Origin of the sequence: Paenibacillus sp. UNC499MF (assembly GCF_900107975.1) — a bacterium.
In the GTDB taxonomy this organism is placed as follows: Bacteria; Bacillota; Bacilli; order Paenibacillales; family NBRC-103111; genus Paenibacillus_F.
Genome location: NZ_FNVF01000002.1, coordinates 1 through 26,356, shown reverse-complemented (window position 1 = coordinate 26,356; position 26,356 = coordinate 1). Strand labels below are relative to the sequence as shown.

25 protein-coding genes and 2 tRNA genes are annotated in these 26,356 nt (G+C 53.9%); 3 read left to right on the top strand and 24 right to left on the bottom strand.

Going from position 1 to position 26,356, the window contains the following annotated elements:
* Positions 1 to 34: 34 nt before the first annotated feature.
* The 6 genes from galU to C4S74_RS05200 form a co-directional block, all read right to left on the bottom strand.
* On the bottom strand, positions 35 to 922 hold the full coding sequence (galU, locus tag C4S74_RS05225; protein ID WP_103994302.1) for a UTP--glucose-1-phosphate uridylyltransferase GalU: 888 nt from the start codon (positions 920 to 922) through the stop codon (positions 35 to 37).
* A 252-nt stretch (positions 923 to 1,174) separates the two neighbouring features.
* The gene (locus tag C4S74_RS05220; protein WP_103994301.1) at positions 1,175 to 1,870 is read right to left on the bottom strand and encodes a CpsD/CapB family tyrosine-protein kinase; all 696 of its coding nucleotides are present in this window, start codon (positions 1,868 to 1,870) and stop codon (positions 1,175 to 1,177) included.
* A complete protein-coding gene (locus C4S74_RS05215; protein ID WP_103994300.1) occupies positions 1,851 to 2,609 on the bottom strand; it encodes a YveK family protein in 759 nt (252 codons plus the stop codon). The genes C4S74_RS05220 and C4S74_RS05215 overlap by 20 nt, the downstream gene beginning before the upstream one ends.
* A gap of 54 nt (positions 2,610 to 2,663) precedes the next feature.
* A complete protein-coding gene (locus C4S74_RS05210; RefSeq protein WP_103994299.1) occupies positions 2,664 to 2,957 on the bottom strand; it encodes a PqqD family protein in 294 nt (97 codons plus the stop codon).
* Between the two features lie 15 nt (positions 2,958 to 2,972).
* A complete protein-coding gene (locus C4S74_RS05205) occupies positions 2,973 to 4,085 on the bottom strand; it encodes a nucleotidyltransferase family protein (RefSeq protein ID WP_103994298.1) in 1,113 nt (370 codons plus the stop codon).
* Between the two features lie 265 nt (positions 4,086 to 4,350).
* Positions 4,351 to 5,142: a tyrosine-protein phosphatase gene (locus C4S74_RS05200; RefSeq protein ID WP_103994297.1), complete on the bottom strand. Its 792-nt coding sequence runs from the start codon at positions 5,140 to 5,142 to the stop codon at positions 4,351 to 4,353.
* Between the two features lie 495 nt (positions 5,143 to 5,637).
* Here C4S74_RS05200 and C4S74_RS05195 point away from each other — a divergent pair, with 495 nt between their 5' ends.
* Positions 5,638 to 6,012 (top strand): helix-turn-helix domain-containing protein, encoded by a 375-nt coding sequence (locus tag C4S74_RS05195; RefSeq protein ID WP_103994296.1) that lies wholly within the window; start codon positions 5,638 to 5,640, stop codon positions 6,010 to 6,012.
* 367 nt (positions 6,013 to 6,379) lie between these two features.
* On the opposite strand, the gene C4S74_RS05190 is transcribed toward C4S74_RS05195, so the two are convergent.
* The 9 genes from C4S74_RS05190 to C4S74_RS05150 form a co-directional block, all read right to left on the bottom strand.
* Positions 6,380 to 6,898 carry a tyrosine-type recombinase/integrase gene (locus C4S74_RS05190; RefSeq protein WP_103994295.1) on the bottom strand — a complete coding sequence of 173 codons (519 nt, stop codon included), beginning with the start codon at positions 6,896 to 6,898 and terminating at the stop codon, positions 6,380 to 6,382.
* A gap of 198 nt (positions 6,899 to 7,096) precedes the next feature.
* Positions 7,097 to 8,056 carry an LCP family protein gene (locus tag C4S74_RS05185; RefSeq protein ID WP_103994294.1) on the bottom strand — a complete coding sequence of 320 codons (960 nt, stop codon included), beginning with the start codon at positions 8,054 to 8,056 and terminating at the stop codon, positions 7,097 to 7,099.
* Positions 8,057 to 8,328: 272 nt separating this feature from the next.
* Positions 8,329 to 9,150, bottom strand: coding sequence for a carbohydrate ABC transporter permease (locus C4S74_RS05180; protein WP_103994293.1), 822 nt, complete (start codon positions 9,148 to 9,150; stop codon positions 8,329 to 8,331).
* On the bottom strand, positions 9,150 to 10,127 hold the full coding sequence (locus C4S74_RS05175) for a carbohydrate ABC transporter permease (protein WP_103994292.1): 978 nt from the start codon (positions 10,125 to 10,127) through the stop codon (positions 9,150 to 9,152). Before C4S74_RS05175 ends, C4S74_RS05180 begins: the two co-directional genes overlap by 1 nt.
* A gap of 59 nt (positions 10,128 to 10,186) precedes the next feature.
* Positions 10,187 to 11,518, bottom strand: a complete 1,332-nt coding sequence (locus C4S74_RS05170; RefSeq protein WP_103994291.1) for an ABC transporter substrate-binding protein — start codon at positions 11,516 to 11,518, stop codon at positions 10,187 to 10,189.
* A gap of 461 nt (positions 11,519 to 11,979) precedes the next feature.
* Positions 11,980 to 12,588, bottom strand: a complete 609-nt coding sequence (locus C4S74_RS05165; RefSeq protein WP_103994290.1) for a pentapeptide repeat-containing protein — start codon at positions 12,586 to 12,588, stop codon at positions 11,980 to 11,982.
* 172 nt (positions 12,589 to 12,760) lie between these two features.
* Positions 12,761 to 14,137, bottom strand: coding sequence for a response regulator (locus C4S74_RS05160; RefSeq protein ID WP_181024320.1), 1,377 nt, complete (start codon positions 14,135 to 14,137; stop codon positions 12,761 to 12,763).
* Positions 14,122 to 15,681, bottom strand: a complete 1,560-nt coding sequence (locus C4S74_RS05155; protein WP_258042391.1) for a sensor histidine kinase — start codon at positions 15,679 to 15,681, stop codon at positions 14,122 to 14,124. Before C4S74_RS05155 ends, C4S74_RS05160 begins: the two co-directional genes overlap by 16 nt.
* Positions 15,678 to 16,688 carry a substrate-binding domain-containing protein gene (locus C4S74_RS05150; protein WP_103994288.1) on the bottom strand — a complete coding sequence of 337 codons (1,011 nt, stop codon included), beginning with the start codon at positions 16,686 to 16,688 and terminating at the stop codon, positions 15,678 to 15,680. The genes C4S74_RS05155 and C4S74_RS05150 overlap by 4 nt, the downstream gene beginning before the upstream one ends.
* Positions 16,689 to 16,955: 267 nt before the next feature.
* Here C4S74_RS05150 and C4S74_RS05145 point away from each other — a divergent pair, with 267 nt between their 5' ends.
* Together C4S74_RS05145 and C4S74_RS05140 are read left to right on the top strand one after the other, a co-directional pair.
* The gene (locus tag C4S74_RS05145; protein ID WP_103994287.1) at positions 16,956 to 17,885 is read left to right on the top strand and encodes an ABC transporter ATP-binding protein; all 930 of its coding nucleotides are present in this window, start codon (positions 16,956 to 16,958) and stop codon (positions 17,883 to 17,885) included.
* On the top strand, positions 17,878 to 18,807 hold the full coding sequence (locus C4S74_RS05140; protein WP_103994286.1) for an ABC transporter permease: 930 nt from the start codon (positions 17,878 to 17,880) through the stop codon (positions 18,805 to 18,807). The genes C4S74_RS05145 and C4S74_RS05140 overlap by 8 nt, the downstream gene beginning before the upstream one ends.
* A 478-nt stretch (positions 18,808 to 19,285) precedes the next feature.
* Here C4S74_RS05140 and C4S74_RS05135 read toward each other — a convergent pair whose 3' ends face one another.
* From C4S74_RS05135 to C4S74_RS05095, 9 genes are all read right to left on the bottom strand, one after another.
* A complete protein-coding gene (locus C4S74_RS05135; protein ID WP_103994285.1) occupies positions 19,286 to 19,921 on the bottom strand; it encodes a serine/threonine protein kinase in 636 nt (211 codons plus the stop codon).
* A 135-nt stretch (positions 19,922 to 20,056) separates the two neighbouring features.
* A complete protein-coding gene (locus tag C4S74_RS05130; RefSeq protein ID WP_103994284.1) occupies positions 20,057 to 21,355 on the bottom strand; it encodes an MFS transporter in 1,299 nt (432 codons plus the stop codon).
* 185 nt (positions 21,356 to 21,540) lie between these two features.
* Positions 21,541 to 22,002, bottom strand: a complete 462-nt coding sequence (locus tag C4S74_RS05125) for a GtrA family protein (RefSeq protein ID WP_258042390.1) — start codon at positions 22,000 to 22,002, stop codon at positions 21,541 to 21,543.
* Positions 22,003 to 22,005: 3 nt separating this feature from the next.
* Positions 22,006 to 22,773 carry an alpha/beta fold hydrolase gene (locus C4S74_RS05120; RefSeq protein ID WP_103994283.1) on the bottom strand — a complete coding sequence of 256 codons (768 nt, stop codon included), beginning with the start codon at positions 22,771 to 22,773 and terminating at the stop codon, positions 22,006 to 22,008.
* Positions 22,774 to 22,933: 160 nt separating this feature from the next.
* Positions 22,934 to 23,425: a hypothetical protein gene (locus C4S74_RS05115; RefSeq protein ID WP_103994282.1), complete on the bottom strand. Its 492-nt coding sequence runs from the start codon at positions 23,423 to 23,425 to the stop codon at positions 22,934 to 22,936.
* A gap of 266 nt (positions 23,426 to 23,691) precedes the next feature.
* Positions 23,692 to 23,762, bottom strand: a tRNA-Gly gene (locus tag C4S74_RS05110).
* Between the two features lie 9 nt (positions 23,763 to 23,771).
* Positions 23,772 to 23,846: transfer RNA gene (locus C4S74_RS05105), tRNA-Gly, on the bottom strand.
* A gap of 360 nt (positions 23,847 to 24,206) precedes the next feature.
* Positions 24,207 to 24,878 (bottom strand): bifunctional 2-keto-4-hydroxyglutarate aldolase/2-keto-3-deoxy-6-phosphogluconate aldolase, encoded by a 672-nt coding sequence (locus tag C4S74_RS05100; RefSeq protein ID WP_103994281.1) that lies wholly within the window; start codon positions 24,876 to 24,878, stop codon positions 24,207 to 24,209.
* Between the two features lie 122 nt (positions 24,879 to 25,000).
* A complete protein-coding gene (locus C4S74_RS05095) occupies positions 25,001 to 25,975 on the bottom strand; it encodes a sugar kinase (protein WP_103994280.1) in 975 nt (324 codons plus the stop codon).
* Positions 25,976 to 26,356 lie beyond the last annotated feature (381 nt).

Sequence of the window (26,356 nt, the reverse complement as noted above, 5' to 3'; positions counted from 1 at the left end):
TCCCACTCCCCTGCAACTGTTTTTACCTATGAGGCTACACATTTTGCGGTTTGGCCTCTCTTTGCAGAATTTCTTCCAAAGCGTTTAGAAGCGGAGTTCGCAACTCATTGTTGCGCAAAGCAAAATCCAAGGTTGTTAAAATGTATCCCAGTTTCTCGCCCACATCATATCGAATTCCTTCAAAATGGTAGGCATATACCTGCTGAAATTTATTCAATGCTTGAATGGCATCCGTTAATTGAACTTCCCCGTTTGCCCCCTGTTCCTGATTCTCCAGCAAATCAAAAATTTCCGGGGTTAGGATATAACGCCCCATAATGGCGTAATTGGAAGGGGCCTGTTCTTTGGACGGCTTTTCTATAAGCTGATTCACCTCTAACAAGCGTCCCTCGGTTTCCTTGGATCCTATGACGCCATACCGGTGGATATCTTCAGACGGTACAGGCTGCACTCCGATTATAGAGCGTCCCGTCCGTTCGAACTGACCGATCAATTGTTTAAGGCAAGGAACTTCCCCTTCTACGATGTCGTCGCCCAGCAGCACGGCAAAAGGTTCATTCCCGATAAATTTTCTTGCACACCATACGGCATGGCCAAGTCCTTTCGGGAACTTTTGGCGAATATAATGAATTTCCACTTTAGCGGACAACTGAACTTCTTTTAGAAGTTCAAGTTTGCCCTTTTCCATTAAATTTTGCTCCAAATCAAAAGCATTATCGAAGTGGTCTTCGATGGAACGTTTATTTTTTCCCGTGACGATTAGAATATCCTCAATACCTGATTTAATGGCCTCTTCCACGATGTATTGAATGGTAGGCTTATCGACTATAGGAAGCATTTCTTTGGGCATGGCTTTCGTAGCCGGTAAAAAGCGGGTCCCTAACCCGGCTGCCGGAATGATGGCTTTTCTTACTTTATGCATGACGGTTCCTCCTCGAACTCCCAGTTCTAATCTCTTTTTCTTTAGACATAAAAACACGAGGTCTATTGTCTATTTCGAAACAACATAGCTCGTATTTTTATGCAAAATAAGTAAGAAAGCAGGGCATTTAACCCCCCCTCACATCACACCTTTGACAATGAATGTCTAAGGCGACTAGCGCCCACGGCATGACCGAGTGCCTACGGTGATAAAGGTGCGGTAGGCATGACCTTGTTTCGGAAAGTGTCTTGCTTACTGACTTACTTCGCCGTAATAAGAATAGTAAGAAGAACTATTTTTCGTATTCGTTTTATTATTGATAACTACGCCGAGCGGTTTGACTCCTACATGTTCCAAACTATCAACCGCCCTCCTGGCTACTTCTCTTTTTACCTTTCCATAATTCAGGACCAGGATGACGCCCTCGCATTTGGTTGCCAATATTTGAGCGTCGGTTACAGCCAGGATAGGAGGGGAATCAATCAATACGATGTCGTACTCCGTTTTTGCCTGTTCTATAAACTGCGTCATGCGTTTGGAAGCTAACATTTCAGCCGGATTAGGGGTGGCCGGCCCTGAAGGAATCAAATGCAGATTGGGCAAATGAGATGGAATTGCGACTTCATGAATAGGGGCATCACCTAAGAGTAAATTGGTGAGACCGCTGCGGTTCGAAATCCCGAATAACTTATGCATCGTGGGTTTCCGTAAATCGGCATCAATCAACAGCACTTTTTTCTCTTCCTGCGCGTAAGTTATGGCCAAATTGGAAACCGTGGTGGATTTACCTTCCGCCGGCTGGGCTGAAGTCACCAGAAGAGTTGTGATCTTTCTATCAATGGAAGAATATTGAATATTCGTCCGTAATACGCGATAAGCTTCGGAGATTTGAGATTTGGGATTGATATCCGCAATTAATACCTTGCTATTATTGGTTGACGCCAGCATAAGCCGTTTCACCTGCCATTTTTTTATGGGGTTCCGAAGGAGCATTATTTTTGAGATCCGCTGTTTTAATTTTGGAGATCACTGCAAGAGTGGGAGCTCCCAAGAATTTTTCGACATCTTTTTCCGTTTTAATCGTGTCGTCCAGATGCTCGATTAGGAAGACCAGACCTACGGCGAGCAGTAAAGCGACAATGAAAGCTGCAGCCACGTTCAACTTGACATTCGGAGTGACGGGGCCGACGTTATCTGTGGCTTTGGCTTCGTTCAGTATCGTGACGTTATCCACTTTCATAATTCCGGAAATTTCCGCTTTAAATACGTCCGATACGGCATTCGCCAGCTTAGCCGCTGTTGCATAATCGGCGGCGGTCGCCGTTATGGTCATGACCTGCGTATCCGCTATGGAGGTAACTTTTGTCATACCGGCCAGCATATCCGCGTTTAGACCTTCGCCTGTAAAACGGGATGCCACCTTCTCCATAATTGCCGGTGTCTTAATAATTTCCTTATAAGTATTTACAAGCATGATGTTCGTGTTAACCGCGTTGTAATCAAGAATGTCATACCCTTGGTAACTGCTGGATTTGTTTACCACAAGCTTCGTACTTGCCGCGTACTGCTTATCGATAAAAAAATAGCTGATGATTCCGGACATTAAGGTTACAACGAACACGGTAATAAGGATCAGCCAAATGCGCTTGCGGAGAACTTGGATATATTGGTTTAAGCCCGATTCCATCTTCTTGCCTCCATATTCAAAATGTTACATTTCGTATCACAATGCCTAAATTTTTTAGTTATTAGCAACCTCAAGACTTTCCGTACATGTCGTTATCAATCCATATTGGGACAAATCATGCAAAAATACGTTCACATCGTTAAGTCCTTGATCCATTGTAATTTCATACTCTTTAGTCAACTCCATGACTAGTTCTTCCAAGGTCTTAGGAGCATCAAGCAGGGACCAAATATACCCGCCGACTTCATTTAGTTTGGTTATGCTTTGATGAAGGGTGTGAACAATCAAGAAGTCGCCTTCCGTTTCCCAAATCTCTGTGTCTGCATGCCGATGATACCTTTTTTCCATTAGAAGTTCTCCCGCTTATTTTGATGTGAGAAATATTTTCTTAATCGTGTTTCTCAATATACGCCAGCGGTATCGGTAAATTTGATAAACACCGGCCGTCTTGCTTGATACCTCTCTATGAACTTGTTCCGAAACACTTGGAATAATCATTTTTTTAAAAAGCAGCCCTATGTAGCCCAAGCGATCAATAGATTTCAGTCTGAAAAAAAAAGTTTGGATATAATAACGAACTTTTTTATTCTCAGCCGCCGCCGCTTTCATCTCTCCGTATTCCCAGCCTGCCGAACCTTTCTTTATAAATCTCTCATCCATACGGCAATTCTTAAAAAAAAATTTGGTTTCCGTACAAGCCAAGCTCATTCTATGCCGGGTATGTTCCGCTTTCGTACGCCGGTAAATATCATCCCAATCGAAAATTTGCGGTTGTATCTGTATTAATTGAAGAATATCAAGTGAATATCTGGGAGAAATCATGTAATGCTGGGCTCCATGCAAGCAAATCATGTAAAAGACGTCTTCCGGCGACAGCTGTCTCACATATGAAAAATCAGATATTGGTGAGCTCCTCAGCCAAAATGATTTATGATCTATTTTATAGAATTCATTTCTTGCCAAAGCCCAATGAATTTCCACGTCTATTTGGATACGCTGGGCATTGTTTTTTTGTAAAACGACATGATGATCCGATCCATATGTTTCCTGGATGTGATACCCTGCACTTTCTACAATTTCAAGCGCGTTCTTTAAATACTGCGGTTCTACCAAAAGATCAATGTCGGTAGTTCCCCGGGCACCTGTATGCCCGAAATAGGTTTCTGCAAAATGAACTCCTTTCAAGAGCATCACAGAAAGCTCCGCTTCCTCAAACAGCCGGAGCAGCCGGTCGGTTTCGGTCTTGAGAAGCAGGTTCTGGAACAAGGTCGCTTCCGCCTTGCGCTTCAGATGTTCCTGAAGAAAGAGGGGGAGCTCACCGAGTCTCCCTTTCTCTTTCAGCATGTGGTACACCTGAGCCGTGATGGAGAATAAGTCCAAGTCTTCCGCGATCTGCCCGTATTCTTCCTCAGTGAAGGAGAATGCACCGTGATCCACATACAGGTCGTTCAAAAATCGGACGAGGGGCTGGGTCATCTACATGTCGGACTGCCTGTGTGACCGCCGTTATCGCACGGATGCGGCTTGGACGGCTTGGTCTCGAAAACGATCTGCTGGTGTTTTAAAACAGTCGGTGCGATATACGTCTTCTTCACTAGCTTCACTCCTTGCGGATAATTATTTATGAAAGGGGACTCTGCTACAGCGAGTATCCGTTTCACACCAAACCGATACAATTCGTATCTACAACTCTAACTTTATGATACGATATGTATCTTGTCAAGCGAAAATTGACCAATTCCTACCCTTTAACTCGAATATTGAAAGGCCAGGGCCACAAGGCCCGCGATAGCGACAGGTTACGAGCCGGAGCAGCCGGCACTATGACCTCGTCGCGCGCGACATACTCCGCGTTAGCCCGGTAGGCCGCGACCTGCTCCGGCCCCACCTTCCGGGCTGCGAGCGCGTACGCGTCCGCGAGGTGCCATTTCCTGACGACGACGTCATGCGCGTCGGAGGCCAGGAAATGGACCGCATCCGCGCGGCAGAGGCTCAGCGCGAAGGTCTGCATCCGGCGGCCGTACTCCCCGGTGAGGGCTCCCGCCGTCACCTGGAGCAGCAGGCCGCCGTCCAGCCACTCGCGCAGCAGCTCCGGGCTGCGCTGGATCTCGCTGCTCCGCTCGGGGTGCGCGAGGATCGGGACGAACCCGCGCACCCCGAGCTCGTGGAGCAGCTCGGCGAAGCCGCCCGGCACGCGGCCGCCCGGAAGCTCCAGCAGCAGATAGCGGGAGCCGCCGAGGGTGCAGAGCCTGCCGTCCAGCAGGTCATCGAGAAGCCGGTCGTAGACGCGGATCTCGTGACCGGGCAGGACGGTCAGGGCGATGCCCCGGCGGTCCAGCGCCTGCTGCAGGAGCTCCGCCGCCTCCCGCACGGCCGGAGCCTCGTTGTCGTAGGCGCCGCCGTGATGAGGCGTCGCTACGACGGTGCCTATGCCCGATGCGGCGGCGTGCTCCGCCATCGTCAGCGCGGCCTCCAGATCCGGGGCGCCGTCGTCCAGCCCGGGCAGAATGTGGCAGTGCAGATCCGTATACATGGGGGCGCCTCCTTCAATGGGTTTCGTTCAGGTCAGGTCAGGTCAGGCTCAGGCCCGGGAGAAGTTTGCATGCTTTTCATGAAATTTTCATGAAAGCCGCCCTTCATTTTTTCATGAGTGGGCAGAAAAAACCCGGGCTTGGGACGATCGGATGATAGTTAGCGTATGCTTTCCATCTCAAATTATGATACAATCCCAAACATTACATAACCGGTTAAACACCGAATATAATGTATAAAGTTCTTTAAATTAAGGTAAAAACGGGATAAAAAAAGGATTTATTAAGGCCTGCGGAGAAACATTTTATCGACAAATAGTTGCATTTTGTATCAAAAAATTTATAATTTCAGTATATCGACCTTTCAATGTAATCTCTGACGGGTAACCGATTGAGCCCTATTCAAGCGAGCGGTTGTTAGGTGATACCGGTTTAAACGATTGGCCGACGTGGTTATACTGGTTATTACTTTCTAGTGGAATGAGAGGAATTCTAAGATGAATAAACATGGGGATCGCATTGCTCAACTGCGAGAAAAGCATGCTTTGACTCAGGAAGAGCTGGCCAACAAACTCGGCATATCACGCGCAGCATTATCGCATTACGAGACGAGCCGGCGCGAGCCGGATTTCGAAACGATGAACAAAATCGCGACCTTCTTCAAGGTGTCCGCCGACTATCTGCTCGGAAGAACGACCAATCCGCATACGGTGCTTGACGAGGATGTAAGAGATTTCGTGAACAGCCTGGAGCTTTCCGACGATAAGATTCTTGAGAAATTCGCGCTGTCCATTGACGGCCGCAAGCTGACTGCCGAAGAAGCCAAGCGTTTTATCGCTTTCGTGAGGGCGGAACGTTCGATGTCGGAGTAGGCGGAACGGTTCCGTCTCCCGGACCTTTCGTCTGAAAGGAGCTTAGAATAGCCGGGTTCAAGTTTAGCTGGTCCACTAGTTTATACAGATCGATAACAGTTTCATCCGTCATTTTTATGGCACCCTCACCGGTTTGAGATGGTAATCTTACCCAAGCGTTTTGCTCATGAACTTAATTTATGATACATCTTGTATCTGTGTCAAGCACATTTTGTATCCTTTTCAAACCTTTCGACTCCTCCATCCCGGGTGTCGATTCTTTGTTTATCCGGGATCTTTCTTGAAAACGCATACATTATGAGCTTGACAGTCGTTGCATGCTATTCGGACTCTTTTCGGAGTTCTTCGGGTAATTAAAAGTAAACGCTCAGCCGCTGTTTCTTTTTTCGATGCCGATATATTTAAACGTTACGGAAGGAGCGGAATGGTTAAACAAGTCACGAAGGACGGAAATATTTTTCGTACGTTGATAGTAATGGTACCCGAATGTCTTCCGCAGCGTGTGAGTGCCGATGTCCTGCAGCCCCACCCGTTTGGCGGCCTCGTTTAATATCCGGTATACGCGGATGCGTTTGATCGGCTTGCCCGTTTTTTGCGAAGGAAACATATAATCCTCATCGTCCATATATTGAACATATTCGCCGATATAAGCCTTCAGGGCATCGTCGATCCGGAATGATTTGCTCTTGCCGGTCTTCTCTTCCGTGATGATGATTTCATAGCGGTCTTTCACGTCTTTTACGCGGAGCTTTAAGATGTCGTTAAGATGCAGCCCCGAATTAATGCCGATTGTAAAAAGAAGCCAGTCCCGCATCGAATGATTCTTCAGGACGTCCTGAAGTTCTGTAATCTTTTCGGGGTCACGAATAGGTTGGGCCACTTGCATGTAAGAAATCCCTCCATTAAATTAGTTAACCCATGGTATGATACATTTTGTATCAAGGGCATTATAGCACACCACATTTCGTATGCCTAGTCCTTTTGGCGATCTTTATCATTACTTAATCCTCATGTCCGCCAGCGGGAATGAATCTTTGTATCTAGGTCTAAAGACTTTCTTTTGGTACGAATTGTATCATAATATCTAAAATAAATCTTCTTTTATTTTTTTCACGGCCTCGGAATCGGGAATCCAGTAGTATAAATTGGAGCCGACAAGCGGGTCTTCTTCACGTCCGCTATGCCCCGGAAGCTGGGTGTAACGGAAGTTGTCATGACCGACTCCCTTGAAAAGCCAGGCCATGCTGATCAGATCGGAATCCGAGAAATTCGTATCGAGAATGTCTTTGCGCAGGGAGGGCAGAAGCGTCGCCAGCTGCGGAATTTTATCCGGTTTTAACAGCTCGATGGCTATGGAACGAAGAACCTTGGACTGCTCTTCCTGCCGGCCGAATTCTCCCCCTTCCGCCCCGTACCGTTCCCGTACGACTTTCAGGGCCATGTCCCCGTCAAAATGCTGCTGACCTTTAGGAATCGTCGTATTCTGCCATTTCAGATGCAGATCCTTCTCCAGCGTGAGGTCCACGCCCCCGACTTTGTCGACAATCCGCTTGAATCCTTCGAAATTCGTTTTCGCATAATAGTTGATCGGCACACCGAGAAAATCGCTGACCGTCTGCGTGGCCGTAAGCGTTCCCTGCTGGTTGCCTCCCTTCGACTCCCCTACGATATGCGCGTGATTCAGCTTCGTCATGCCTACTCCCTTAACGGGTACGCGCGTATCCCGGGGCAGAGACAGGATATTGACTTTGCGCTCGGACGGTACGACGTGAACCGCCATCATAACATCGCTGCGGGAAGGCTCCCCGCTGCGTGAATCGACACCGAGAATCAGGATGTTAAACGACTTCATGTCCGGCTTAGGCGGTTCCTGAACCGGTTCGGGTGTTGCCGCTTCGGCAGTTTGCGGCTGCGCCAGTACGGGGATATCCTGATTCTCGAAATGCCTGGACGGGTCAAGGCTCCAGTAAGCCCAGCCGCCGGCCGAAACCCCGATTACGAGTACACTGAGCGCAGCGATTTTCCATTTGGTTTTTTTCTTCAAGAAAGGTCCTCCCTCACTCTCGTCATACGATACAAATTGTATCATCAAACCATTTGGAAAACAACTGCCTAAGGGGTCGTTATTTGCTAAAATATGGGACTTGGGATTCACCGTCCTCTTCGGCCTCTTCTCCTCCTTCGTCTCCTCTGTCGTCCCCTTTCGTCTCTCGCCCTGCCTGCTCCCGGGATTTCCCCCTTCCTGCGCATACAAAAAAAGTCCGAATCCTTACTCGGAAGGATTCAGACTACTGGTACCGCCAAGCGATTTCGCGCTCAGCCTTTAATGGAGCCGGCTAGCAAACCCCGTACAAAATATTTGCCGAGGAAAATATAGACGAGCAAAGTCGGAAGGGCCGCCAGGATGGCTCCGGCCATCTGCACGTTCCACTGCACGATCTGGCTTCCCGACAAATTTTGCAAAGCGACCATAACGGGCTGCTGCTTCTGGGAGGTCAAGGTCACCGCGAACAGGAACTCGTTCCAGATGTTCGTGAACTGCCAGATGCCGACGACTACGAAGCCGGTGACGGACAGCGGCATAATGATATGGCGGTATACCCCGAAGAAGCCGGTGCCGTCGATCTTCGCCGCTTCCATGATTTCATCGGGCACGCCCGCGTAGAAATTGCGGAAGATCAGGGTGCAGATCGGCAGACCGTACACGACATGGACAAGGATAAGGCCGGGGATCGAATTATACAGGTTTATCGCCTGTAAAAACTGGATGAGCGGAATGAGAATGCTCTGGTACGGGATAAACATGCCGAACAGCATCAGAGCAAACAGCGTGTTCGATCCGCGGAACTGCCATTTGGACAGCACGTAACCGTTAAGCGAACCGAACAATGCGGACAGCAGGGTCGCCGGAACGGCGAGATACAGGCTGTTCAAGAAATTCGGCGCAAGCTTATCGAAGGCGGTCTTGTAGCCCGAGAAGTCCAGTTGAGACGGCAGCTTCCACATCTGATCGAGTGTTATCTCGTTCAAGCCTTTGAAGCTGGTCACCCCGAGCACATAGATCGGCACTAGGTAAAGGCAGGCCATGACGGCGAGCAGCACATAGAGCAGCGAACGGTTGATCTGCACGAGACGCATCAGCCTTCCTCCTTTTTGAGACTTGATAAAAGATACGGAACGATCAACAGCGATACGAACAGGAGCATGATAATGGCGATGGCCGCCCCCTGAGCGTAATGATTGCCGCGGAAGGTCGTCTCAAACATGTAGACACCCGGCACGTCGGTCAGGAACATCGCTCCCGGTCCGGTCATCGCGAAGATGAGATCGAAGATTTTGAGCGAAATGTGCCCGAGAATAATGACGACGCTTACCGTAACGGGCCGGAGCTGCGGCAAAATAATTTTGGCGAACACCTGCCGCTCCGTTGCTCCGTCCATGCGCGCCGCTTCCCTCAGCTCGTCCGGAATCGCACGCAGCCCGGCGAGATACATCGCCATCGTGAAGCCGGACATCTGCCACACCGTGGCGATAACAACGGCAATGAGAGCCAGCGGGAGCCCGAAATCGATTAGTCCCCAGGCGAAGCTCGGGACAATTTCCGTGCTCGTATACCACTTCGGCGGGTCTTCTACCCCGAAAGACTTCAGGATAAGATTCACCCCCGTCGACGGATTCAGAATCCACTGCCAGACGACCCCGGTTACGACGAAAGAGAGCGCCATCGGAAAAATAAAAATGTTGCGGAACAGCGCCTCCGCTTTAATTTTCGCGTCCACCATCATCGCCAGGAAAATTCCGATCACCATCGTAGCCGCGATAAACAGGACGGTAAACATCAGCGTGTTGCGGAGATCCGACTGAAAGCGGAAATCGCCGAACAGAAATTTGAAGTTGTTCAAACCCGCGAAGGATAAATCCTTCACCAGCGTATTCCAATTGGATAACGATACGTATCCTGTCCAGGCGATAAAGCCGTATACGAACACCAGGATAGCGGCGAAAGACGGCAGCACCATAAGAAACGGCACCCACCTGCCGCCTTTCCGTTTGCGCCGGGGCTTCACGCCCCCCTCTGTCTCTGCGGGGAAATGCACCGCTGATTCCGTTTGCACAGCCTCCAGCCTCCTTCCGGTAAAAGAAGGTCAGATGGTCGCCCACCTGACCGCTCTCCTTATTTTTTCATGCCGCTTGCGGCTGCCGCCTGCTGAAGCATCTTGGCGGTCTGCTCCACATCGCCTTTCGTCACAAAGATCGTCATCGCCTGGTTGGCTTGAGTCACGAAGCCTTCCGGAGCCGCTGAGCCGTGCGCCATGCTCGGCGTGAGCTTGCTTTTCTTGAACTCTTCGATCGTCTGCTTGCCGTAGGCGTCATATTTGCCGCTATCGGCATCGGTGCGTGCCGGGATCGAGCCTTTCAGCGGATTGAAGACATCCTGTCCTTCGACGGAGCCCAGCACTTTCAGGAATTCCTTCACCGCTTCCGGATCTTTCACGCCTTTGGGCAGACCGAAGGTGTCCGTGATGACCATGAAGCTGTTCTCGGTGTTGGGCGTCGCCGCCCAGCCGAAATCTTCATTGGCCTTCAGCTTCAGATCGGTGGTGAAGTAGCCCTTCGCCCAGTCGCCCATGATATTCATGGCGGCTTCGCCTTTCGCCACGAGCTGGGCCGCATCCTGCCAGTTGCGGGCGGCGTGGTCTTTGTTCGTGTAAGTAAGCATCTTCTTGAACGTTTCCAGCGACTGCTTTACTTTGGCGTCCTCGAAAGAAATCTCGCCCGTCCACAGCTTCCTGTAGTCGTCCGGTCCGAGCGTGCCAAGCAGCACGTTTTCGAAAATCATCGTTGCTGTCCAAGGCTCTTTATCGCCAAGCGCCAGCGGGGTGATGCCTTTCGCTTTCAGCGCGTCGGCCGCCTGGATAAACTCGTCGAATGTCTTCGGCGCCTTCAGACCGTTCGCGTCGAATACTTTTTTATTGTAAAAGAGGACGTTGCCGCGGTGAATATTCACCGGAACCGAATAGATGCTGCCGTCCTTACTTACAAGGTCGATGAGATCTTTGGGGAACTTATCCTTCCAGCCTTCCTTGTCGTACAGATCGTTCAGCGCTTCCATCTTGCCGGCCGCCACCCAGCCCGTATTCAGCTCGGCGCCTCCGTGAACCTGGAACGTACCGGGAGGATCGCCGCCCTGCATCCGGCTGGCAAGCACCGCTTTGGCATTCGTGCCCGCTCCGCCTGCCACGGCCGCGTTGACCAGCTCAATGTCTTTATTTTTCGTTTTAAAAAGATCAATGAGCCCTTTAAGGCCCGCTTCTTCACCCGCACCTGTCCACCAGCTGAAAATTTCCACCTTTTTGGCACCGGCTGCCGCTGCCGAAGGTACCGGCGTAGACGCTCCGGGCGTTGTCTGCGCTCCGTTTCCGCCGCTTTCTCCGGACCCGCAGCCTGCAAGCAGTGTCGTACCTATCGTCATGACGGAGAGTACCGTGACCATCTTACGTTTCATGTGATCGATCCCCTTTTTTCGTTATTTATGGGCTGTATCGTCGATGTATCCGCTTACATGAATATCGTAGCACAGGCTGACGGCCACCGGATGCGGAATCATCTGCACAAGTTTGTGCGGGTTCTGGAATGATTTGCGGTTTGTGAAAGCGCCCTCTGTCTATTTTCAAAAACCAGCATTATTTTACGCTGCCGGGTCTTCATTGCCGCAAAAAAATCCATCCCGTTTAAAAACGGAATGGATTTAGCCGAGCGGTTTCCGCCTTCCCGGTCTGTGAACAAGCGTCTGGCTCTATAGTTGCAATGCGTGACGCGGCGGCGAATGACACTCTCTCTCAACGAAGCATGCGTTCCAAGTGGCACGCGCCGCAGCGTCCGTCCTTCACAGCCTGATTTTCAACCGGGTATCGAGAAAAGGAATCGAAGGGAGCGAATCGGCCCGCTTTTTTCATTTTTCCCGGTCTAATCATCCACCTTCGCTCCGTAAGCGCGGAGGAATGCGGCTCCCTGCCCCGCGTCCATGCGGGCCCCTTTTATATCGAGCGACATAAAATCGACCCCGTCCATGGCAGCTCCGCGCAGGTCTGTCCCCTGCATCCGGGATTTACCCATTCTTGCCCGGGTCAGATCGGCATCCCTCAGATCGGCTTTCTCCAGGTTGCACGAATATAAATCGGCTTCGACCAGCCGGATTCCCCTCATGGACTGCTTCGACAAGTTCGCAAACCGCAGATTCGTGTAAGACCAGTCTCCCCCGGTAATCGTAATTCCGTCCAGAGAAGCCTCGTTAAAATCCGAGCCGATCATCTTGCACTCCTCAAATTTGGCCACAAAAAAATTGGCTCCTCGGAATTTGCAGTTGGTAAAGGCGCTCCGCTTGTGCGAAGAGGCGTTAAACTGCGCTCCCGAAAAATCGCAGTCGATAAATTGACAGCTCTCGGTCCAGGCTTCTTCCAGACGTGTTCCGATAAAGCGGCATCGTTCGAACGTGCAGTTCCGCAGTTCACCGTCCCCCAGATCGCGTCCGCTGAAATCCGTCCCGGTGTAAGTTTCTTCTATATAAGAATACATAAGTTCTCTTCCATTCTTTAAGTGGTATAGGTTCCAAAATGCCCGGCCGCCGCGCAGCTTCACGGCTTGCACGGATTACTGCCCGTCGGGCCGCACCGATTGGCTCCGCCCGGGCTGCCGGCGTGCGGCGCCGCTTCGCGTCACGGGTTTCGGCCGCAGAAACGCCGGGGGATTAACGCCCCCGGTATCCGGTCGGCGAAACCCCGGTTACTTTGCGGAATACCCGGCTGAAGTAGTTGGGGTCCTTATAGCCGACCTCGAAGCAGACTTCTTTCAGGCTCAGCTCGTCGTTCTTCATGAGCTCTTTGGCTCTCTCGATGCGCAGGCGGGTAACGTAATCGATGAACGTTTCCCCCCTATGCTGCTTGAACATTTTGCTGAAATAATGGGGGCTCAGATGCACGCGCTCCGCCGCCTGCTCCAGCGTAATCTCCTCGACGAAGTGTGCGCCGATCCAATCCTCGGCCTCCTTCAGCACGGAGGTCGTGCGCTCCTCGCGCTCGCTCAGCAGCCTCTGCGCCGCAAGCTCCAGCTCGCCGGGAAAGCCGTGACCTGATGCGGGGTTCCCGGCCGTGACAGGCGGGCCGCCCCCCGCGGACTCGCCGTCGTAAACGCGGACTAACGGGAACCCGTCCGCGTTTACGGCGGCGGTGCAGGCTTCCGCGTAGGACCGGCGCAGCCCGGCCAGGCCGTGATGCACTCTGCCTGCGCCGACGGTCGCTTGCCGGCCAAACTGGCCATTCACGTAGCCGTACAGCTTGCCCGCGGCCCCGGCAGGCCCGTCGCTCTCTTCCGTCTCACCGCCGGACCGGATCACAAAAACGGCCAGGTGACGGCCCACGAGCGGACTGACGACGCAAGTGTAGCGCGAGCGGCACCAGCTTTTGACCGCGTCGTACATATCCTTCCGGGAAGCCGTGTGCCCGTTCTCTGGAAGGCTTCCCCAAAGCCCCGGACTCCCGCCGGAACGGTGCGGCTGCGCTTCTTCCAAAGCCAGCACCAGGGCGTAACCGGAAGGATCGGAGGGCAGAGCCAGCAGCTCCAGCAAATCTCCTTCGCCGGTTTCCGCAGTCCGCTCCCGCATCAGATGCATAGCCAGCTCGCTCTCCGCCAAAGGTTCCAGACGGGCGAGTTTTTCCGTAGTCTTCAGTTCTTCTTCCCGGCGGGCGTGCTCTTCATTCAATTCTTGCACAAGGGAGGTCAGGAGTCCAATCATCTGCTCCCGCTTAGCGGGTTTCAACACATAATCCCGGACTCCGATCTCCAGGGCCTGCTTCGCATACGAGAAATAATCATAGGCCGTAACGAGCACAAGCTTCATCCGCGGGTGTATCTCTTTGATGCGGCGCAGCGCTTCCAGCCCTTCGATTCCCGGCATTTTAATATCCATCAGTACGATATCCGGCCGGTACTGCTCGGCGCGCTGAATGGCCGTCCGCCCGTTATCGGCATGTATCACCTCGAATGCGCCCGGCATGGAACACGAAATCATCCATTCCAGCCCTTCTCTTTCGAGCGCTTCGTCATCCGCGATCAGCAAGCGGTACATATGCATTCCCCCCTAGTCCCGGCAGACTTTCCGGTCGTTTCCGGAAGTGTAAGCACCACGGTGGTGCCTGCTCCGGGAGCACTCTCGATTTCAATTAACCCGTCTGTTCCGTAAAAAAGCTGCAAGCGCCGGAATACGTTTCGCGTCCCGAGGCCCGTGGACGGTTTTCTGCCCGTGCGGCCGGGCTCGAACCCGGCGGGCGCCTCGGGCCGCCGCACACCTTCCTCTTCTCCGGCTGAGTTCCCTTCACGCCCGGCGAGCCCCGCATTGTCACCGGACGCCGATCCGTAACGGAGCAGGTGAAGCCGGGTGCTTTCGTCCATCCCCGCTCCGTTGTCCGCCACGGTGACGCGGACGTTCTCCCCGGCTTTCTTGATGCCGAGCCGGATAAAGGCCCCCTCCTCCATGCTTTCGATCCCGTGCATGAAAGCGTTTTCCAGCAGCGGCTGAAGCGTCAGGCAAGGGATCTGCTGCTCCAGAGCCCGCTCGTCGATGTCCGTCTCGAAAGAGATCCTGTCCCGGAAGCGGGACTGCTGGATCGCGAAATATTCCCTCGCGTGGTCGACTTCCTCGCGAAGGCTGACCGGCTGATCCAGCTTGCGGAGATTATAGCGGAGCAGATTGGACACCGACACCGTCAGGTCGCTTGTTTTCTCGGCTCCTTCCAGGAGGGCAAGCTTGGATAACACGTTCAGCGTATTGAACAGGAAGTGGGGATTGATCTGGCTTTGCAGCGCTTTTATCTCCAGTTCTTTTACAAGTCTGTCCTTCTCCATATTGGTCTGGTTCTTCGCGATGAGTTCTTTCAAATTGACCTGCATGTGCCCGAAAGCGAGCGTCAGTATGCCGATCTCGTCTTCATTCTGCACGGGCGGCGGGGCCGCGTCCAGATGACCTTTGGACATCTGCCTGGCGGCGTGCACCAGACGCCCGATCGGCTTTGTAATGCTCTGGGACAGCCAGATGGCGAAAACCAGACTGAGCAGCATATTCACCGCGACAAGCGTCTGGCCGAGCATGTTCATTTCACCGGTTTTAAGCAGCATCTGCTTGTAAAGCGGCTGGTAGAAGCTCAGCTCCAGATCCACCAGATTCTGGTGCTCCGCCTTGATATAGCCCGCGGTTTTATCCGCCTCCTCGTACCGCTGGAGATACCGCTGCATGTCTTTGCTCTCGACCGCCGTAAGAACGGAATCCGCCGCCCCCAGATAGGTGCCGAGCATATTGGCGTAATTTCTCCGCGCGAAGCTGTCCTCCTCGCTTCTGGCGTCCGCCTCCAGCTTGCTCCGCAGGCCGCGCAGCTCGTCCTGGAGCGCGACGAAGGCTCCGCGGCCTTCTCCGTTAAGGTCGATCAGGTAGCTGCTGAGCGATCTCAGACTTTCTTCCGTTTTATGGGCGATTTCCTTGTACAGCAAAATACGGTCCATCGTCAGATGATAGCTCTCCTGGACGGTCCGTCCGCTCTGATAAATAAAGAACGTAACCGAGTTCATCAAAATAACGAGAGCCGGAATAAACAGGAACAGCTTCATGCGGATACTCACGGCGCCACCGCCGTTCCCGCGTTTTGCGGATTCAAGATATCTATTCGGGTAAAAGAAGCATCGGGCAGCGTCTCCCCCTGAAAATAGCGGTGCAGCATTTCGACCGACTGGAAGCCCATCGTATACGGCTTCTGGATCACCGACGCTTCAATTTCCTTGCGGACCAGCGCCTCGCGGGTCTCCGTCAGATCATCGAATCCGAAAATGCGCACCTGCTCCTGTTTATTCAAGCTTTTGGACGCCTGCAAAATACCGAGCGCATCCAGCGCACTCATGCCGACCATCACATTGATGCCTTCCCTGCTGCGCAGCATGTGCTCGGCGGTCTGGGTCGCCTGGATGCGGGAGATGTTGGAGACGCCGACCTCCACGATTATAAGATTCGGCTTCGCGTCCACGACGGAACGGAAGCCTTCCAGCCGCTGCTGCTGGTTCCCGGCCTCGTAGCTGCCGATCACCATGCCGATGAACGCGCGGCGGCCTTCGTAAGCTTTTGCCACAAGCTCGCCCAACTGCCGTCCGGATTCCACATTATCGGTGCCGACATAGCTCAGCCTCCGGCTGTCCGGGCTGTCCGTATCGACGGTCAGAACGGCGATTCCTTGTTCGACGGCTTTGTCGATCAGCTTGTTGTAGGTCTCGCTGCGGATGCCCTGAATGAGAATTCCGTCCGGCTTACCGGCGATCGCCTTGGCGAAAAGCTCCGTCTGCTCTTCAATATCGTTGCGGTAAGGACCGCTGTACTCCAGCTTGATGTTGTAATGCTCCGCGGCGTCCCTTGCGCCTTTTTCAATCGTCCGCCAGAAAGGGTTGTCCAGCTCCTGGGAGATCATGACCACATGCTTCAGATTCCCGCTTGGAACCGGCGCACGGCTGCGGTCTTGTATGTCCCGGACAATCTCGTTGATCTGTGCGTTTGTATACGCAAACCTGCCGAGCAGCAGCACGAACAGCGCAAACAGCACGGCGAGGCCGACGGTCCATTTGGACGGGGCCCATTTCTTCACATTGCTCCTCCTCTGAAATATCCGGTTTTAGCGATGCCCTCGCCCCTTCTCCTTCGTTTTGTATGCGGTTACAGTTGGATGGGTATGGCTATTATAACAAAAAAATTCTCCATTCGGGTGTTCGGGGCCCGAGGCCTTTCTACCAAGGTCGGGCAGCAAACCTAGACCTGAGTCGGTGTGACCGGACATGAACAATCTATATAATGAGAAGCCGAGAGCCCTGCACAAGCGATAACGGATTACGGATTTTTGGAGGTAAAGAAAAAAATGAACAATCAACCCGTATTGGAAATACGCGGCGTCAGCAAGACGATACGCGGCAAAAAAATTATCCAGGACCTGTCTTTCGAAGTGTATCCCGGAGAAGTTTTCGGCTTCCTGGGACCGAACGGGGCCGGCAAAACAACCTTGATCCGGATGATCGTCGGCCTGATGAAGATGAACAAAGGCGACATCGTGATCCACGGACAGTCGATCCAGAACCGCTTCGAGGACGCCATCAAGCATGTGGGCGCCATCGTGGAAAACCCTGAGATGTACAAATTCCTCTCGGGGCAGAACAATCTCGTACATTACGCCCGCATGTTTCCGGGCGGCATCCCGCAGTCCAGAATGGACGAAGTCGTGGAACTGGTCGGGCTGAAAAACCGGATCAAAGAGAAGGTCAAAACCTACTCGCTCGGCATGCGCCAGCGGCTGGGCGTCGCTCAGGCCCTGCTGCACCGGCCGTCCCTGCTCATTCTCGATGAGCCGACCAACGGCCTCGACCCGGCAGGCATCCGGGAGCTGCGCGACTACCTTCGCCGGCTGGCCCGCGAAGAAGGCATCGCCATCGTCGTCTCCAGTCACCTGCTGTCGGAGATGGAGCTGATGTGTGACCGCGTCGCCATCATCCAGCAGGGCAAGCTCGTCGACGTGCAGGATCTGCGCGGGGAAGGTGCCGCACCGAAGGAGACGTCTTACTTCTTCGAAGTCAACGATCCGGCGACGGCGCAGGCTGTGGTGCAGGAAGTCGATCCTCACCTGCACGTGACTCCGCATCCGAACGGCATCGAGCTCACGATCGGACGCGAAAGAGCCGCCGATATCGGCGCTCTGCTCATTCAGGCGGGTCTTCGCCTGTACGCGATGAAGCCGCTCACGCAATCGCTCGAAGACAAATTCTTGCAGATAACGGGAAGTGATCAAATTGCTTAATCTCATTCGTAATGAAAACATGAAAATTTACCGCCGGCTGACGACCTGGATTATGGTTATCCTGCTTGTCGGGCTGGTGGGGCTGATTTCGTTCCTGATCCACTACGACTCCAGAGGCATGAACAGCGCGGACTGGCGCCAGGCGCAGACTCAGCGGATCGAGCAATTGGAGAAGACCAAATCGGAGTTCCCGGACAACGCGGCCGACCTGGATCAGCAGATCAAGCTGGCCCAGGAATATCTGAACCGGGATATGTCTCCGAACCAGGCTGCCGTATGGGAAGCCGTCGGCTCCATGTCCAGCCTTATTGCGGTCATTACCGTCTTCACCGTGGTCGTTGCCGCCGACGCCATGTCCGGCGAGTTCTCAAGCGGGACGATCAAGCTGCTGCTGATCCGCCCCGTTTCCAGATCGAAAATCGTGTTCGCCAAATATGCGGCGGGCTTCCAGTTCTCGATCTTTATGCTCCTCCTGCTGTTCACCTCGGCCCTGGTCATTAACCTGGTCCTGTACGGCGGTGCGGGAACAAGCTCGACCGTTCTGGAGCTGAACAACGCGGGAGCCATCGTCGAGAAGAACGTCATCACCGACATGCTCAGCACATACGGCTTCAAATGCGTGGAGCTGATCATGATCGTCACTCTCGCCTTCATGATCTCCACCCTGTTCCGCAGCAACTCGCTGGCGATCGGAATCTCGCTCTGCATCATGTTCCTGGGCAACACGGTCAGCATGATTCTGAGCCGGTACGACTGGAGCAAATACCTGTTGTTCTCCAACATGGATTTGACCCGCTACCTGCACGGCCAGCCTCTGGTCCCGGGCATGACGATGACTTTCTCGATTCTTGTGCTCGCCGCTTACTTCATCGTCTTTAACGTACTGACCTGGACGGTGTTCCGCCGCAGGGACGTTATGTAGGATGTTATTCTTCCATAGAAAAAAAGCCCGCTCGCAGCCTTAAGCAACCTTAAGCAGCCTTCGCTGCCGGCCGCAGGCGCGGAACCGGTCCTCCGCCACGGAGCCAAAAAGCCGCACCCGTTTGCTGAAGTGCACCCCTTAGAATGGACATTGGAAAACCCTTGGGTTATCCGATGAGTTTCTAGGGAGCACTTCATTGCAGAGGGTGCGGCTTTTTATGGCGCCTAGCGTCCGGCGGTCTGCCGCGCGGCACAGGGAGCGCTTAGTGCCCGGAATTGTTACCGGCCGGCTGCGGCGGGCTGAGCAGGCGACCGCAAAAACGGTAGCGCCAGAGGGCAGTAAGCCGCAATGCCGGAGCATTTCTCCGGGACGACGTGCGCGGAACGTTGTGCGCGTAATACCGAGCGCCGCCACCGCCTGGCTCCGGCAGGATTTTTCTCCCGGACGGAGCCAGGCGCAGGCGCGTATCCGCTTTCCCCTAAGAGGAGTTGCGGCGGAGCCAGCGGTAGCTTTTGCGTACGCCGTTCAGCAGCGTGTCCGGCATCGGAATGGGGTGCTTGGACAACAGCGGCAGATACAGACGGTAGTAGGCCTTTTTCATATCCTCCCACATTGTATCCGGCGTGTCGTCCAGAAAATCGGAAACATCCAGCACTTTTCCCCGGCCGTCTTCCATCATGACATTTTTGGCATGCAGATCCTGCGGTACCAGACCCAGCCTGCGCGCATATTCACACGCTTCTTCGATATCGAGAATGACACGCTCGGGAATCCGTATTCCCGAACGGATGCAGTCGTACAGCGTCTTCCCGTTCATCCGTTTCAGGATGAGATAGGGCTTTTTGGCATAGTGACAGCGGGAGTACGCGGGGTGCTCGCCCAGCTTGCGGTACACTTCGACCTCGTCTTCCCAGCCGTCCCTGCCGGGGGCGTATACTTTAACGACAAGCCCGGGCATGTCCGGATGCGAGACGACGGCCGCGTAATTGCCCGCACCGACTAACTGCCAGGGAGCGGGAAGTTTATGTACCACGACGGGGTCATGGGGCTTTTCGCTTTCAAAGTCGAGGCCGGGCAGAAGCTCCCGTTCGATCTTTTGTATCCATGCTTCCATTTTAGTCTCCCAACGAGTTCTTATGCTCTTATTGTAGAGGGTTCGGGGTGCCGGCACAATGGACCTTCTCTTTCCTGAACAAAAAAAGAGCACGGCGCACCGCACTCTTTCCCTTTTGGAGGCTGTATTCCCGAGCTAAACCGGCCTGCTTTGATCCGGCGTCCCCGTCTTTGTTCTGTCGCTCTGCCGCTCCAGCAGCACTTTACGCCCCAGCGTCAGTGCCAGGAGAAGCATAACCGTTCCTGTTCCCGCGGCAATCCCGTACTGCTGAACCCACAGCGGCAGCTCCTCCGCCTTTTCGTAGAGAACGCCCCCGAGCAGAGGGCCCAGAAAAGCCGCCAGTCCCGTCAAAGTGTTGTACATGGCGATAAACATCGGCCTCTCGCCCCTCGGCGTATCCCCGATAATGAAATTGAAAGCCAACTGGTTGAACCCCCCGGTTCCCGCTCCAAGCAGAATGTGAACCGCAATCAGCACCGGAAGAGCCGGAAGCCAGGCGAGCATCCCCCACAGCAGACACGACATCGACAGAAGCGGGAGCGTCCAGAACAGCAGCCGCCGGTTGCTCCACCGTGCGTTAAGGTTTCCCCAAACGTAGAAAGAAATCATCATCACGGCCGTCTGCAGCACCGTCAGAACGGATATCGTTTCGTAACTCACCTGCAGCAGCTTCAGCATGACATACGAGAAGAGCGGCACCGCAATCCCCTGCAAAAAAAGCCAGAACGACAGGAAAGCCGTCGCCCTGATATACGAACTATCTTTCAGGGGACGTGTAAGCATGGACAGAAGTCCGCTTTCCGCGGAAGGCTCGAAGGGCGGATTCGGATAAAACAGGTAAGCGATTACATTGAGCACGGCAGCCGTCCCGATCACCAGGTAAAGAACTTCAAACCCCGCCTCATTACCGAGCTTGTCCAGTATTTGTCCGCCCGCAAACAGGCACAACGCCCCCAGAGCGTTCAGAATCATGTTCCGGATGCCGAAATAACGGGCTCTCACCGAAGGCGGCACCATATCGGCCATGAGCGTCGACCAGACCACACCTCCGAAGGCGTTCGAGAGAAACGCCGACGTATACAAGGCGATATAAGCGGGAATCCAGAACTCGCGATCCAGCACAAGGGGGATTAATCCCGTAGACGCCCATAAAATACGGTGAAGCCCTCCGAAAACGAGAATCTGCAGCTTCCGGTTTTTCCATCTCTGCATAAAAAAAGCCATCAGAATCTGCCCGGCGTTCACGATTGTCGTCATGGCAAGCACAAGTCCGATCTGTGCGGACGTTGCGCCGAGATAAAGCAAATAACCCGTCAGGAACGGACCGTTGAGAAGGGTCTGAACCACCGTGGCCGGAGCCCCTTCGAGAGTCGCGATCCAAAGATGTTTACGGGTCGGGGTGAAACGGTTCCAGGAGCGGGTCTTGGCCTGCACGTCGGTAGCTCTCCTTTGAGCCGGTGCTGTTTTCCGGCTTCGTCAGCAAAATGTTTGCGCTTACGCGATAGATAAAAGAAGACGGACAAAAGAAGACATCTTTTATCCGTTACAGAAGTTCAGGTACATTATACTGCAAAAATCCTCCGCCGTCTGTCTGAAATCCGGCGAATTTTCTGTCCTTATTAAGGCTTCATTGATTCGCCTTCCTTGCGCTTTTCACCCGGGGCGAAAACCCACCATTTGCTGGCCGCGTAATTGACCAGAAGCAGCAGTACCGTTACCGTCAGCTTGCTTAGCAGCATGTTCCAGCCCAGTACATCGCTGCATACATAGAGCAGCACATAGGACAGCCCCAGACATAACCCGTTGACCAGCAGGAACTTCAATGCCTCCGATACCCGCACCGGCTCTTTGCTGGCAAACGTCCATTTCCGGTTCCAGAGATAGCTGTTCAAGGTTCCGCACAAGTACGAAACCGTCTGAGCCGCACCGTAGTGAAGCTGCAGACCCGAGAACAGCAGCCAGAACACGGCCCAGTCCACCGCCGTATTGCCGACCCCCACCGCCCCGAAGCGGAGCAGACGGAGCATTTCCGGGTTAAGCCGCTTTTTTTGCCCGTTGTTGACGTTGTTGTCCTTGTTCACGTGTCAGTTCTTCTCCTTCTCCCCGATTCCGGCCATCCAGTCTGTAATCGCTTCGGCCGTCCGCCGCGTCTGCTCCTCCGGAGAAATCGCGGCCGCATGATCGCCCTTCTGGGGACCGTAGCTGCCGAATTGACCGTGATTGCCTCCCGGCAGGGTCAAAAGCTTGGCGTCCTCCGGCAGGTTCTTCTTGCTCTTCTCGAAGCTGTCACGGTTCAGCACACCGTCCTCCGATCCGGTCACGGAGAGAACCGGAAGCCCTTTGTCCCGGAGGCTTCCTTTGTCATCGGCGTACGACGCCAGGAAAAACACGCCCCGCAGCCTTTCCGGATGCTCCGCCGCATAGCGGGCCGCCATCACGCCCCCGAGCGAGTGCCCTCCGATGACGAAGGTCCCACCGGGACGGGCCGCCAGCACCTCCGAGGCGCGGCCGCCTCCCAATACCGCCAAATTGAGCGGCATTTTGACGACGACCGTGCGGTGCCCGCGCCGAGCCAACTCCCTTGCCAGAGGCGCGTAGCTCTCCGGCTTCACCAGGCCGCCCGGGTAGAAGATCACGCCGGGCTCCTTCGGCTCCGCGCCTTCGTAGACCGTTACATCCTTGCTGTCCGTAACGGTTATACCATCGCCGCTTCGCATAGCCTCGACCGCCACGCTGTCCGGCCCGTACGGTCGCAAATATATCGCCGCCGCTACTCCCGCGGCAAGTATAAAGATCACCAGCACCAGAAGCCATTTCCTGCCGCGTGATCGTCTTTTTGCCCCTTCAGCCATTCTCTCTCCTACGCCTCCTCGGATCTCTTCAGGAATTCCGTTTCACCTCTGCCATGGGCATACCTTCTCTGCCTGCCGGAACCAAAGGAAACACCTGTCCTTCTCCTGTCATTGATGTCTTCAACGCCTATCGTATCACAGCTCCGCTTTCCGGCCCACCTTATCCTCCGGGGAAGTTTCCGACTGTCTCGACAGCGGTCTTTTTGAGGGCGTCCAGACTCTCTCCGCTTACTTCGTACACCGCTCCGTCCACTTCCATCCGGGGTGAATCTCCTTCGCCCTGAAACGGCACGTAGAGCCTGTGGACGTCATCGATCGCCGTGGCGACCGGAAGCTCCTTCCGGATGCGGACCGACTGTCCGGGCGGCAGCATTAGAAGCAGCCCCGGCTTGTCCGGCACATTCCCGGTCAGCTCGGCCGTGCACTTGCAGGGCCCCTTCGCGGTAGATTCTATCACTTCCTCGGCCTCGTCCACCAGACGTTGATACCGGGAATCCGTTTGCGGCACCTCGATGATGCGGCCATTCCAGCTGAGAATCACTTTCTCCGGGGTAAGTTCGGCCGATGGCAGCCATAGCGAAGCCGCTCCGGCCGCTGCCATGGCTAAGATAACGAAGCCGCCGGACAGCCCTATCCATTTGTTCCGCCGCATAAGACACCTCCTGTAACGTTCTTACCCAGTTAAACGGTCCAGTGCGTTAAATGTTGCGTAATCGGCACAAGCCTAAAAAAACTAATAGAACACATGCGGTTGACCACTGTCATCTGACGCTGCGCACGGCAAAGGAAGCTTCTCGCGGTACGGAAAACCGGCGTTCCGATAGCCATTTCAAGGCGTAGCTGGGCGGATTTTCGATCATGGCCAATACAAAAAAGCAGCCTCCGTAAAGGAGACTGCTTTTTGTTGTGAATCCTGTAAGCGGGTGATGGGAATCGAACCCACGCTACCAGCTTGGAAGGCTGGAGTTCTACCATTGAACTACACCCGCAAAGGTGGTTGGAGCGGAAGACGGGAATCGAACCCGCGACCCTCGCCTTGGCAAGGCGATGCTCTACCGCTGAGCCACTTCCGCAAAACTTTCGTCCGAATCATTTCCGAATCGACAAGAGATATCATAACAAATAATTCATGAAAACTCAATCCTTTTTCCGCCCGAATTTCAATCCATTTTTTTACACCCTTAATGAACAAGGAAAAGGCCTTGATTTTCGCACATAAAAGAAGGACCGGAGGCTTCTCCGATCCTACTTCTTTGCCTGAATGGTTCGACTAAGCCGACTCTATCGGGCGTTCACGTCACATCACGGCGGTTAACGTATCGCGCAAAGTTTCCAACCTTCTCTCTCCACACCCTGCGAAGCTCCAGGCACGCTATGTGGAGGCGCATGAAACGTGCCGGTCAACCACACCGAACGTCCGCCGGCCCGCTGCCTTAAGAAAGAGCCGCTTTCGCTTCTTTGAAAGCCTGCGTGTACTGGGCCGCTTTCTTCGCGATCAGGCTGAAATCGCCGGTTTTGGACGCTTCCGTCGTCAGATCCGAACCGATCCCGACAGCGACCGCCCCCGCTTTGATCCAATCGCCCAGGTTGTCTAGGGACACGCCGCCGGTCGGCATGATGTTTGCCTGCGGCAGAGGCCCTTTGATCGCCTTGATCACGGACGGCTCGTACAAGTTGCCCGGGAACAGCTTCACGATGTCTACGCCCAGCTCCAGCGCTTCCTGGATCTCCTTGACGGTCATCGTGCCCGGCATTACAGGCACGCGGTACCGGTTGCAGAGCGCCACGGTCGCCGGATTCAGGGAAGGCCCTACCACGAACTCCGAGCCGCTTAGAATGGCCGCTCTCGCCGTTTCCGGGTCCAGAACGGTACCTACGCCGATAATCGCGAATTTGGACGCGTCCTGCGTTGTACTGCTGTAGGTTTTGGCCAGCTTTTCAATGGCCTGGAGCGCGAACGGCACCGTCATCGTCACTTCGATGACTTTAATGCCGCCTTCGATGGCCTGCTCGGCGGCTTCGACGACTTCATCCGGCGTCTTGCCTCTCAGAACGGCGACTACGCCTTGTTCCGTAATTTTTTGAATCAGCTGTATTTTTTTCATGGGGTCAGTTCATCCTCTCTCTATCGGTAAAATCAGTTTCCGCAATTCAGTCACAGCGAATTCGCCAATATCTTGGCAGGCCGTCCGTCCCTATACTCGGCGGCGGCATTCCCGCGGCGTCTTCAGCGTTCGATATGACGGCTTCCCTGAAGCACGGCATCGACTTCCTCGCGCGTCGGAAGGCCTTCCCAGTCTCCGGGTGCCTGAACGACCAGCGAGCCGAGCAGGCTGCCCAGCTCCACCGCCTCCAGGTGGCTTCTGCCCTGCAGAATGCCGGACAGGAAGCCGGCACAGAAGCCGTCTCCGGCTCCGATCGTGTCAACGACCCGCTCCGCTTTGACAAAAGGAACGGAGGCCAACTGGCCGCCCTCGATCAGGAACGTTTCGTTGTCGCCGCCCTTAAGCACCGTCACGGCACGAAGCTTGCTCAGCCTTCCGACAATCCCGTCGAAATCTTCCGTCTCGTAAAGAAGCTGAAGCTCATCCAGACCGGGGAGAAAATAATCGGCCTCCTCCGCGAGGGCAAGCAAAGTCTCTCTGGCTTCTCCGATTCCCCACAGCTTAAGCCGCAGGTTTGGATCGAAACAGACTTTCACTCCGTGACGTTTGGCCGTGCGGACAGCGGCGATGACCGATTCTTTGCAGCTTTCGCTTAACGCGGGCGTGATGCCGGTTATATGCAAAATTTTGGCTCCGGCTATATAATCCTCATCGAGGTCGTCCGCCTTCATCAGGCTCATGGCCGAATTTTTACGATAATAGTAGACGGAGGCTTTACCCGATACCGCTTCACGCAGCATCAGCCCCGTCGGCGCCTCGGACGAAAGTACGGCCCTCGAGACGTCCACGCCTTCGCCGCGTATTTTTTTGAGCACCATCCGGCCGAAGGGATCTTTCCCCAAGCGTCCGAACCATCCGACACGATGCCCGAGCCGTGCAAGACCGATCGCCACGTTGCTTTCGGCCCCGCCGAACGAAGCGGTGAGCTGCGGTGAATATTCAATTCCTTTTCCCGAATCGGGCATCAGTAGAGCCATCGACTCCCCGAAAGTCACCACATCCGGATAAATAGGGGATTGCTCCTTGCCTTGCTCCATCGTTTATCCACCTCGCCGTTAGATTCTCGCAGGCTCAGGCATTATCCACAGGCGGCACCCGGCCATGCTTTCTTATTTGCTTCCCGAAAAAGACCTCGTTCGCACACGGATGCGCCGCAGAATCTTTATGGGAGGAATGCAAAAGGTTTGTATCTCTTCTTTGAGTCCTTACCGGAGAATAACCCGGTTACGGACTTTTTTAATAGAAATCTTCTTTCTCTTTACATTATAGCAGAAAGCACTTCCCTTTAGGTATGAAAATGTTCATTCGAACCTAAACAAACAAAACAAACCCCTTTATTCCATTCCTGCCGTTTACAGAAAAAAACAAAAAAAGCCTTGATTGCTCAAGGCTTCTTTCGTTGTTGATGCGTGATGCGG

What these genes read in the sequence shown, in the direction of transcription:
- galU (WP_103994302.1), bottom strand. Translation starts at nt 922, where the DNA reads ATGCATAAAGTAAGAAAAGCCATCATTCCGGCAGCCGGGTTAGGGACC.
- C4S74_RS05100 (WP_103994281.1), bottom strand. Translation starts at nt 24,878, where the DNA reads ATGAAAAAAATACAGCTGATTCAAAAAATTACGGAACAAGGCGTAGTC.
- C4S74_RS05205 (WP_103994298.1), bottom strand. Translation starts at nt 4,085, where the DNA reads ATGACCCAGCCCCTCGTCCGATTTTTGAACGACCTGTATGTGGATCAC.
- C4S74_RS05220 (WP_103994301.1), bottom strand. Translation starts at nt 1,870, where the DNA reads ATGCTGGCGTCAACCAATAATAGCAAGGTATTAATTGCGGATATCAAT.
- C4S74_RS05115 (WP_103994282.1), bottom strand. Translation starts at nt 23,425, where the DNA reads ATGCGGCGGAACAAATGGATAGGGCTGTCCGGCGGCTTCGTTATCTTA.
- C4S74_RS05190 (WP_103994295.1), bottom strand. Translation starts at nt 6,898, where the DNA reads ATGCAAGTGGCCCAACCTATTCGTGACCCCGAAAAGATTACAGAACTT.
- C4S74_RS05120 (WP_103994283.1), bottom strand. Translation starts at nt 22,773, where the DNA reads ATGGCTGAAGGGGCAAAAAGACGATCACGCGGCAGGAAATGGCTTCTG.
- C4S74_RS05195 (WP_103994296.1), top strand. Translation starts at nt 5,638, where the DNA reads ATGAATAAACATGGGGATCGCATTGCTCAACTGCGAGAAAAGCATGCT.
- C4S74_RS05180 (WP_103994293.1), bottom strand. Translation starts at nt 9,150, where the DNA reads ATGCGTCTCGTGCAGATCAACCGTTCGCTGCTCTATGTGCTGCTCGCC.
- C4S74_RS05210 (WP_103994299.1), bottom strand. Translation starts at nt 2,957, where the DNA reads ATGGAAAAAAGGTATCATCGGCATGCAGACACAGAGATTTGGGAAACG.
- C4S74_RS05170 (WP_103994291.1), bottom strand. Translation starts at nt 11,518, where the DNA reads ATGAAACGTAAGATGGTCACGGTACTCTCCGTCATGACGATAGGTACG.
- C4S74_RS05200 (WP_103994297.1), bottom strand. Translation starts at nt 5,142, where the DNA reads ATGTATACGGATCTGCACTGCCACATTCTGCCCGGGCTGGACGACGGC.
- C4S74_RS05135 (WP_103994285.1), bottom strand. Translation starts at nt 19,921, where the DNA reads ATGGAAGCATGGATACAAAAGATCGAACGGGAGCTTCTGCCCGGCCTC.
- C4S74_RS05145 (WP_103994287.1), top strand. Translation starts at nt 16,956, where the DNA reads ATGAACAATCAACCCGTATTGGAAATACGCGGCGTCAGCAAGACGATA.
- C4S74_RS05215 (WP_103994300.1), bottom strand. Translation starts at nt 2,609, where the DNA reads ATGGAATCGGGCTTAAACCAATATATCCAAGTTCTCCGCAAGCGCATT.
- C4S74_RS05095 (WP_103994280.1), bottom strand. Translation starts at nt 25,975, where the DNA reads ATGGAGCAAGGCAAGGAGCAATCCCCTATTTATCCGGATGTGGTGACT.
- C4S74_RS05160 (WP_181024320.1), bottom strand. Translation starts at nt 14,137, where the DNA reads ATGTACCGCTTGCTGATCGCGGATGACGAAGCGCTCGAAAGAGAAGGG.
- C4S74_RS05165 (WP_103994290.1), bottom strand. Translation starts at nt 12,588, where the DNA reads ATGTATTCTTATATAGAAGAAACTTACACCGGGACGGATTTCAGCGGA.